8 protein-coding genes are annotated in these 7,160 nt (G+C 77.3%); 4 read left to right on the top strand and 4 right to left on the bottom strand.

The annotated features are described in order from the left end of the window. Nucleotides 1-62: 62 nt before the first annotated feature. Both ACFSBI_RS16060 and pdxH read right to left on the bottom strand, forming a co-directional pair. Nucleotides 63-962 (bottom strand): diacylglycerol/lipid kinase family protein, encoded by a 900-nt coding sequence (locus ACFSBI_RS16060; protein ID WP_377936722.1) that lies wholly within the window; start codon nt 960-962, stop codon nt 63-65. A 30-nt stretch (nt 963-992) separates the two neighbouring features. Continuing rightward, complete coding sequence (pdxH, locus tag ACFSBI_RS16065; protein WP_377936724.1) at nt 993-1,622, bottom strand: pyridoxamine 5'-phosphate oxidase; 630 nt, start codon at nt 1,620-1,622, stop codon at nt 993-995. A 61-nt stretch (nt 1,623-1,683) separates the two neighbouring features. Here pdxH and ACFSBI_RS16070 point away from each other — a divergent pair, with 61 nt between their 5' ends. Then, the gene (locus ACFSBI_RS16070; RefSeq protein WP_377936726.1) at nt 1,684-2,142 is read left to right on the top strand and encodes a hypothetical protein; all 459 of its coding nucleotides are present in this window, start codon (nt 1,684-1,686) and stop codon (nt 2,140-2,142) included. 22 nt (nt 2,143-2,164) lie between these two features. On the opposite strand, the gene ACFSBI_RS16075 is transcribed toward ACFSBI_RS16070, so the two are convergent. Both ACFSBI_RS16075 and ACFSBI_RS16080 read right to left on the bottom strand, forming a co-directional pair. Continuing rightward, on the bottom strand, nt 2,165-2,911 hold the full coding sequence (locus ACFSBI_RS16075) for an alpha/beta fold hydrolase (protein ID WP_377936728.1): 747 nt from the start codon (nt 2,909-2,911) through the stop codon (nt 2,165-2,167). An 82-nt stretch (nt 2,912-2,993) separates the two neighbouring features. After that, nucleotides 2,994-4,376 (bottom strand): L-serine ammonia-lyase, encoded by a 1,383-nt coding sequence (locus tag ACFSBI_RS16080; protein ID WP_377936730.1) that lies wholly within the window; start codon nt 4,374-4,376, stop codon nt 2,994-2,996. Nucleotides 4,377-4,402: 26 nt separating this feature from the next. Here ACFSBI_RS16080 and ACFSBI_RS16085 point away from each other — a divergent pair, with 26 nt between their 5' ends. From ACFSBI_RS16085 to ACFSBI_RS16095, 3 genes are all read left to right on the top strand, one after another. Next, nucleotides 4,403-5,134, top strand: coding sequence for a glutamine amidotransferase-related protein (locus ACFSBI_RS16085; RefSeq protein ID WP_377936732.1), 732 nt, complete (start codon nt 4,403-4,405; stop codon nt 5,132-5,134). Nucleotides 5,135-5,234: 100 nt separating this feature from the next. Further along, nucleotides 5,235-6,488 (top strand): GAF domain-containing protein, encoded by a 1,254-nt coding sequence (locus tag ACFSBI_RS16090; protein ID WP_377936734.1) that lies wholly within the window; start codon nt 5,235-5,237, stop codon nt 6,486-6,488. Nucleotides 6,489-6,644: 156 nt separating this feature from the next. Further along, the coding region (locus ACFSBI_RS16095) for a nuclease-related domain-containing protein (protein ID WP_377936736.1) at nt 6,645-7,160 on the top strand (516 nt) is incomplete at its 3' end.

Here is a 7,160-nt window from a genome sequence, read left to right on the forward strand (position 1 = left end):
GTCCGCGTCCGACGCGTCCCGCCGGTAGAGGCGGCGGCGCAGCGCCTCCGCCTCGTCCTCGGTCATCCGGGGCCGGCGGCCCCGCGCGGCACCACGACCTGCAGCGCCTCGAGGTCCACCGAGATCTCGACCGGGGTGCGCGCCCGCACCTCGCCGTCGAGCTCGAGGTCCAGGGGCGGGTCCGTCGTGAGCAGCGCCCGCCGCACGGAGCGGGAGTTGCGGTCGGTCACCGTCCGCGGGCGCTCGAGCGCCAGCAGCACCAGGCTGCGCAGGAGCCGCAGGCGGCGGCGGTCGCCCAGCTGGAACACGATCAGGCGGTCGTCGTCCGCGTCTGCGCGCTCGTCGATCAGCCGCCCGGCGTGGAAGCGGCCGTTCGCCACGATGACCTGGTGGGTGCGGGCGACGACGGCCCCGCCCGCGCTCCGCAGCCGGGCCGTCATCGGGCGGTGCCGCACCAGCTGGACGGCGCCGGTCAGCGCGTAGGCGGCGCTGCCGAGCACCCGCTTCAGCGGGCGCGGCACCGTCTGCGCGATGTCGACGGAGATCCCCGCGGCGGCGACGTTGGCGAAGTGCTGGTCCCCGGCGAGCCCGAGGTCGATGCGGGCGACGTCGCCCTCCGCGATCGTGCGGAGCGCGGCGTCCGCCTCGAGCGGCAGCCCGAGCGTGCGGGCGAAGTTGTTGGTAGTGCCGGTCGGCACGATCCCGAGCACCGCGTCGCGGTGCGCGAAGCAGCCGGTCGCGCTCGAGATCGTCCCGTCGCCGCCCGCGACCACGACCACGTCCGGCCCGTCCCCGATCGCCCGCCCCACGGCCTCGCGGGGGTCCCCCTCGGTCTCCCGCACGCCGACCAGCTCGAGCCCGGCGCGCGCGAAGCGGCCCTCCGCGTCCTCGAGCAGCGCACCGCCCTGCCGCGAGCCGGGGTTGACCACCAGCACGGCGGTCCGTCGCTGCGATGCGTCCATGGCCGCAAGCCTGGCAGGGTCCGCCCGGGTTCAGGGCTGCAGGCGGTCGATGCGCCAGCCGGCGCCGTCCCTCGTGTAGACGAGGCGGTCGTGCAGGCGCGACGCCCGGCCCTGCCAGAGCTCCACGCGGCGCGGCGTCACGAGCCACGCGCCCCAGAACGACGGCCGGGGCACGTCGCCCGGGAAGCGGGCGTCGGCCTCGGCGACCCGCGCCTCGAGCTCGGCGCGGTCGGGAAGCGGTGCGGACTGGCGGCTCGCCCAGGCGCCCAGCTGCGACCCGCGCGGGCGGCTCGCCCAGTACTCGTCGCTCATCGCGTCGGGTGCGGGCGCGGCGTCGCCGTCGACGAGCACCTGCCGCTGCAGCGGGTACCAGGGGAAGAGCAGGGACACGCGGCCGTCCGCCGTCATCGCCCGGCCCTTCCGGGAGCCGGCGTTCGTGACCAGCTCGAAGCAGCCGTCGTGCAGCCCCTTCAGCAGCACGGTGCGGCTCGTCGGGCCCGACCCGTCCACTGTCGAGAGCACCATCGCGTTCGGCTCGGCGACGCCCGCGGCCTCGGCGTCGCCCAGCCAGCGCGCGAACTGGGCGACGGGGTCCGCGAGCAGATCGGCCGCGTCCAGCCGGCCGCGGGTGTAGTCGTCGTGCCGCTCGAGGCTGTCCACGAGGGCGCAGGCTACCCGCGATCCCCAGCCGCTCCGCAGGCCGGGAGGGCACGGTGGGGCGATGCGCGCAGTGCCGACCGCCGACGGGCTGCTGACGGGGTTCTTCACCGGCCGCGTCGCCGCCGCCTCGGCGAGCGAGCGGTCCGTCGTGCTGCGCCTGGACGCGGACCTCCGCCTGGCCGTCGAGCTGGAGGGCGAGCGGCTGCTCGACGACGACGAGCAGGTCCTGCTCGCCGCCGAGCGGCAGTTCGACCGCCTCGGGGCCGTCGCCCGCGTCGCGGGCCCGGTGGCGCTCGTCCGCGTGCTCGAGCGGTACGTCGGCGACCCCGTCTACCGCCCGCACGACCGGGTCGACGCGCGCACGCGCGTCGACGCCTGCGCCGCGCTGCTGCGGGCGATCGCCGTGCAGCCGACGCTGCACGGCCGGGCCCGGCTGCTGCGCCGTGCCGACGAGGCGATCCGGGTGGAGGCGGGCCTCACCGCCGTGCGCCGGTTGTCCGTCCGCCGCGTCCGCCGCTGACGCGGGCGGCGGGACCCGGCCGTCAGCCGCGCAGGAACGCGAGCGCCCCCGCGGCGTGCTCGAGCACCGACACGTGTCCCGCACCCGGGACGACCTCGAGCCGCGCCTGGCGCAGCCGGGCCGCGAGCCAGGCGCCGTGCGCCGGGGGCACGATCCGGTCGTCCGCGCCGTGGAGGACGAGCACCGGCGCGGCCACCGCGTCGAGCGGGAAGCCCCAGGGCCGCTGCTGCGCGAGCAGGTCGTCCACCTGGCCGTCCGGACCGTCCGCCGTCGCCGCAGCCACCACGCCCATGAACCACGACCACGGGCCCTGGAGGGCGGCCCGGTCGCTCGGCGTGAACTGCTCCGGGTCGAACTCCTCGGACTCGAGATGCGCCTCGAGCGCCTCCCGGCCCTCCGCGGCGGCGCGCTGCTCTCGGGCGATCCCCGCCGGGGCCCCGGCGGACCGGTCGAGCCCCTCGGCGTCCGCCGGTGCGGGCGACGAGACGGCGACGACCCGCGTCACCCGGTCCGGCAGCCGCGCCGCCGTCGCGAGTGCCCTCGGGTCCCCGCCGGAGTGCCCGAGGGTCGCGCACCGCTCGAGCCCCAGGTGGTCCAGCACGGCGGCGACGTCGTCCGCGACCGCGACCAGCGGTGCGTCCGGGTCGCGGGTCATGCCGCCGTAGCCCGGCCGGTCCGCGCCGACGAGGCGGAGCCCGAGGCGCTCGGCGTCGGCGAGGAGGGGCTCCGGCGGCAGCCCGGTGTTCGGCGTCCCGCCGTGCCAGAACACGGGGAACCCGTCGCCGCCGGTGTCGTACGCGTGCAGCGTCCCGCCCCCGGGGCGGGGCGGGGCAGGTCCAGGTCGCGCACCGTCAGCACTCGACCACGTTCACGGCGAGCCCGCCCATCGCCGTCTCCTTGTACTCGTCCCGCATGTCGAGGCCCGTCTGCCGCATCGTCTCGATGACCGCGTCGAGCGACACGAGGTGCCGGCCGTCGCCGTGCAGGGCGAGCCGCGCCGCGACGAGCGCCTTCGAGGCGCCCATCGCGTTCCGCTCGATGCACGGGATCTGCACGAGGCCGCCCACGGGGTCGCAGGTGAGGCCGAGGTTGTGCTCCATCGCGATCTCCGCCGCGTTCTCGACCTGGGCGGGGGTCCCGCCGAGGACCGCGCAGAGCGCGCCGGCGGCCATGGAGGACGCGGAGCCGACCTCACCCTGGCAGCCGCACTCCGCGCCGCTGATGGAGGCGTTGCCGGCGTACAGCGAGCCGATCGCGGTCGCCGTCAGCAGGAAGCGGCGCGCGAGGGCGGTGCGCGCCTCGTCGGGGCCCTCCGGCAGCCGGAGCGCGAGGGCGTGCAGCAGCACGGCGGGCAGGATGCCCGCGGCCCCGTTGGTCGGGGCGGTGACGACGCGGCCGCCTCCCGCGTTCTCCTCGTTCACCGCCATGGCGACGGCGTCGAGCCAGTCCGCGCCGTCGCGGGCGGCGGCGCCGTCGGCGAGCAGGCGCGCGGCGAACGCCGGTGCGCGCCGCGGCACCTGCAGCCCGCCGGGCAGCTCGCCCGAGGCGGACAGCCCCGCCTCGACGCACTCGACCATCGCCGCGTGGATCCCGTCGAGCCCGGCGAGCACCTCCGCCTCGGGCCGGAGCGCGCACTCGTTCGCGAGGGCCACGCCCGCGACGTCGGTGCCCGCCGCCTCGGCCATGAGCAGCAGCTCGCGGGCGCTCAAGTACGGGTGGGGCAGCGGCGGCGCCTCGGCGGCGGCCGCCGGCGCGCCCTCGCGCTCGATCGCGCCCCCGCCGACGGAGTAGTAGGTCTCCTGCAGCACCTCGGCGCCGTCCGCGGCCCACGCCGTGCAGACCATCGCGTTCGGGTGGCGCGGCAGCCGGGTCAGCGGGGCCGCCTGCACGTCGCCCTGCTCGAGCGGCAGGAGGCGCCCGCCGACGGGTGCGGGGGAGCCGTCGAGCCGCGCCCAGCGCCCGCGCACCTCCGCCGGGTCGCAGGTGCTCGGGTCCAGCCCGGCGAGCCCGGCCACGACGGCGTCCGGCGTCCCGTGCCCCGCCCCGGTCGCCCCGAGCGAGCCGAGCAGCCGGACCCGCACCCGGGCGACCCCCGGGCCGAGGCGCCCCGCGAAGTCGGCGGCGGCCCGCATCGGCCCGACCGTGTGCGAGCTCGACGGGCCGATCCCGACCCGGAAGAGGGTGAGGGCGCTGACGTGCACGCCCCGCTGTCGCTCGCCGTCGTCCGCGCTCACCCGCACACGCTAGCTACGCTGCCGCCGTGCCCCGCCCCTTCGTGCTGCTGCAGGCGCGGCCGGCCGCCGCCGACCGGGCCGCCGAGCTCGCCGCGATGCGGGTCGCGAGCGGCCTCGGGCCGCGGCTCGTGCCGCTCCGGGTCGACGCCGAGACCGTGCCGCCGCACCTGCTCGACGAGGTCGCCGGCGTGCTCGCGGGCGGCAGCCCGTACTCGCTGAGCGACCCGGAGGAGGCGAAGGGCCCGGGGCAGCGGCTGGCGGAGGCGCAGCTGACCGCGGTGGTCGAGCGGGCGCTCGAGACCGGTGCGCCCGCCTTCCTCACCTGCTTCGGCATCGGGATCGTGACCCGGGTGCTCGGCGGCGTCGTCGACCGCACGCACCCGGAGCCGGTGTCCGCGGCCGAGAGCCGGCTCACCGCCGCGGGCCGAGACGACGAGGTGGCGGGCGTGCTGCCGAGCGTCTTCCTCGCGCTGACGGGGCACAAGGAGTCGGCGCCCGCGGTGCCGCCCGGTGCCGTGCTGCTCGCCACCAACGACACGAGCCCCGTGCAGCTGTACCGGGCCGGCAGCGTGCTGGCGAGCCAGTTCCACCCGGAGCCGACGATCGCCGACTTCGTCGAGCGCGCGCGGGTGTACAGCCGGCACGGCTACTTCCCGGAGGAGGAGCTGCCCGCGATCTCCGCCGTGCTGCACGGGGCGCGGGTGACCGCGCCGGCCGCCCTGCTGCGCCGCTTCGCGCAGCTCCACGGCGACGCCTGACCCCTCCCTCTGGGGGCGCCGCCGCCCCGTCCTGGGGACCCGCCCGGCGGAGCCGCCGCGGCAGACTCGAGGGGCACCATCTGGGAAGAGGCGACATCCGATGATCGGGAAGAGGGCGGTCCGCGCGGCCGCGAAGCTCTGGTACGTGAAGATGCTCGCCGACCAGCAGTCGGTGCCGGTGCCGCGGGACTCGACCGACATCCTGTCGGGCGCCGCCGACCCCGACCGCGTGCTGCTGCTCGGCAACGGCCCGACGCACGGCTGGGGCACGGTCACGCACGAGCTGGCCCTGACCGGGCAGCTGGGCCGTGCGCTCACGCGCCGCACGACCCGCACCACGGACATCCGGTACATCGGCGACGAGTTGATGAACCTCGCCGCGGTGATCCCGTGGATCGGGGAGCAGTCGCTGGCGGAGTTCGACCTCGTGCTGCTCGTGCTCAGCCTGAACGACGCGCTGCGCCTGACCCCGGAGCACGAGTACCGCGCCGACATGGAGCGCCTGCTGACGAAGCTCGCGCTCGAGACCAAGCCGTCGGCCCGCATCGTCATCGCCGGCATCCAGCCGGTGGCCTCCCTGCCGCACTACCGCGGCGTGCTCGCCCGCATCGGCCAGGCGAGCGCGGACCGGCTGAACGCGACGACGCAGCAGATCCTCGGCCGCTTCGACGGGGTCGAGTACATGGCGCTCGACGCGCCCGACCCCGAGCCCGGCCGGCCCTACGGCTCGCCGCAGATGTACGCGGACTGGGCGGAGTCCTTCGCGGACGTCTGCGCGCCGGCCCTCGACGAGGCCCGCCGGCTCGACGTCGAGCGGGTGCGGATCGTGCCGCTGCAGCGCGAGTGGGACTGGGAGCCCGGCCGCCGGATCATCGAGGGCGCACCGCTCGAGGGCTGGCGGGCGCTCGACGACCTCGTCGCCGAGGCGAAGGACGAGTTCGGCGTGGACGTCGCCTACGTCAGCCTCATCGACGGCGACCGGCAGTTCTACGCCGCGAACACCGGCCCGACCGGCCGATCCGTCCCGCTGGACCTCACCCACTGCCGCATCACGATCCAGGGCGAGGAGACGCTCGTCGTCGAGAACTCCTTCAAGGACGAGCGGTTCAAGCACAGCCCGCTGATCGACATGACGCAGATGCGCTTCTACGCGGGCACGCCGCTGCGCAACGAGGAGGGCGAGAAGATCGGCACGTTCTGCGTGCTCGGCGCCCTGCCCGGCGCGTCGCGGTCGGTCCCGGAGGAGCGCCTGGAGGCGTACGCGGCCGCGGCGCAGGCCGAGCTGCAGCGCCTCGCCGCGGACCGCGGCGAGCCCGCGACCGAGCCCGCCCCCGAGGGCCGCACCCGCGCCTGACGGCGGGCGGGCGTCGCCCCGACCGGCTCCCCGGGAGCCGGTCCTCCGGCGTGCCCGGGGACGCCGGAGCGGCTGACCCGAGGACCGGGGGCACCCGCCCCGGGGGCGCCCCATCGCGGGCTGGCCGGGTGCCGACCCCCTCCCTAGCGTCGGGGCATGACCCAGACCGCCGCACCCACGGCCCTCCGCACCGCCGAACCGCCGCACCGGATGCGCGACCGAGTGCCCGCCCAGGCGCTGATCGAGCAGGTGCTCCGCGCGCGCGCCGCGCTCCGCCCCCTGACCGGCCTCGAGCGGCTCGTCGGCGTGGACCCGCTCGGGCCGGACGCCTGGCCCTGGTACAGCGGCGTGCTGGGGGAGCGGGTCGTGGCGGGCCGACTCGCCGGCCTGCCGGGCGGCTGGACCGTGCTGCACTCCCTGCCGGTCGGCCGCGACGGGGGCGACATCGACCACCTGGTCGTCGGGCCCGGCGGGGTCTTCACGATCGACACGAAGCACCACCGCGACGCCTCCGCCTGGGTCGCGGGGCACGCCGTGCTCGTCGCCGGCCGGCGGCGCCCCTACGTGCAGCGGGCCGAGGCGCAGGCGCGCCGCGTCGACCGGATCGTCGCCGGCGTGCTGCCGGAGGAGCCGGCCGTGCGGCCCGTCGTCGCCTTCGTCGGCGCGAACGCG

Source organism: Amnibacterium endophyticum (assembly GCF_042680685.1).
GTDB lineage: Bacteria > Actinomycetota > Actinomycetes > Actinomycetales > Microbacteriaceae > Amnibacterium > Amnibacterium endophyticum.

Excerpts from the sequence above, each read along its gene's own strand:
- ACFSBI_RS16070 (WP_377936726.1), top strand. The coding sequence starts at position 1,684 with ATGCGCGCAGTGCCGACCGCCGACGGGCTGCTGACGGGGTTCTTCACC.
- ACFSBI_RS16090 (WP_377936734.1), top strand. The coding sequence starts at position 5,235 with ATGATCGGGAAGAGGGCGGTCCGCGCGGCCGCGAAGCTCTGGTACGTG.
- ACFSBI_RS16060 (WP_377936722.1), bottom strand. The coding sequence starts at position 962 with ATGGACGCATCGCAGCGACGGACCGCCGTGCTGGTGGTCAACCCCGGC.